A 1,508-nucleotide genomic window follows, 5' to 3' on the forward strand; every position below is an offset into this window, starting at 1 on the left:
ATGCTTTACCTGAAGGTGTGTTGCTTGTCGATAGTGACGGTTGTATTCAGTTCTTAAACAAGGCAGGCCAGGCCATGTTAGGCTGGGATATTGATGCTATTGCCGAAAAAGCAGCGGAGGGCGGTACTGCTCATGATCTATTTTGCCGTCATAGTATTTATACTCATCACGAAGCTGAGGAGTGCCCCTTGGCAAAACAGGGTGAAGCTCAGCTAGCGCCACAGGAATGCTATTGGACGCATAAGAATTCTGAAAACATTGCCGTCAGTTACCGTAGAAGTTATACCGATGATGGCAGCTGCATGATTCTTTTCACTACCTGCGAGCAGCAAGGCTTTCAGCTTGAAGAGCTCAAGAAGCTTTCATTTTTTACTGAAATAAATCCCTCCCCATTGCTGGAGCTTGATGATCAAGGCCTGATTCTTTTTAGTAACCCTGCAATGACTGATCTAATGCTTGAGTTTGGATTTGACGATGAAGGGGCGCCCGCTATTTTACCCAGAGATCTTGCTGCTCTGGTCGGCAAAGCAATAGAGCAGGGTGGTCTAGAGAATATCGAGTCTTCTGCAAATGCTGAAGAAAATAACGATAAGACATCACACTTTTTATGGAGTTTCCATATTAGTGATGGCAGTCAAGGTAGCGCAGTATTGCTTTCAGGGTTAGATGTGACCAGTAATAAAGAAATGGAACTTCAGCGTCAAGAGTTTGAACGAAGCCTGGAGCTCGAAAAAGAACGTACTCGAAAAGAATACTTGGCAATGATGGTGCATGAATTGCGCTCACCCTTGAATGCAGTTGTCGGTTACGCTGGCATTCTTAAATCAAAGTTGTCTAGTCAGTGTAGTGAAACGCAGCTATCTTTGTTCGACCGAATTATCGGGGGCGGTCAGCAGCTCGCTGAACAGATCAGCACGACTTTGGATTCTACGCGGGTAGAAGCTGGAAAGCTGGCTGCCGACATTTCCCGCTTCAATGCAGTGCCTGCGCTTGAAGAAGCGTGTGTACAAGGTGAAACCCTTGCCAAGAAAAAAGGCTTGGATTTTCGCTCTGAGATTTCGGATTCTGACATATACGCCTTGGCAGACAGGCAGCACTTTAAGCAAATTGCGATCAACCTTATCTCCAACGCAATTAAATATACGCAAGCGGGAGCTATTGAAGTATCTCTTCGTCCCAGTTTTGATGAGCAGGTCGGCAAGTGCGTTACTCTTGAAGTAAATGATACAGGCTGTGGTGTTCCTCAAGGACAGCGTGAAAGCATTTTCAAACTATATCAGCGCCAAGATTCCCATGAGAATAGTGAGATTGAAGGTGATGGCTATGGTTTAGCAATATGCTGCGAAATGCTCGCGCTGAATCATGGTCGAATTGTTCTCGATAGCGAGGTGGGGCGAGGTAGCTCCTTCTCGGCTATTTTTCCTCGTTAGGCGATGCTAAAGCGCTTATTTCTTGCCATATCATTCAACACTCCCTAAAATCGATGAAAATCTTGTCGGGGAGCATCT

1 protein-coding gene is annotated in these 1,508 nt (G+C 45.7%); it reads left to right on the forward strand.

Translation table 11 applies throughout. From position 1 onward, the window contains the following. Positions 1–1,430: ATP-binding protein (locus tag A3735_RS23035; RefSeq protein ID WP_068638729.1), on the forward strand; the 1,430-nt coding region annotated here is incomplete at its 5' end. Positions 1,431–1,508 lie beyond the last annotated feature (78 nt).

This window comes from Oleiphilus sp. HI0061 (assembly GCF_001635675.1).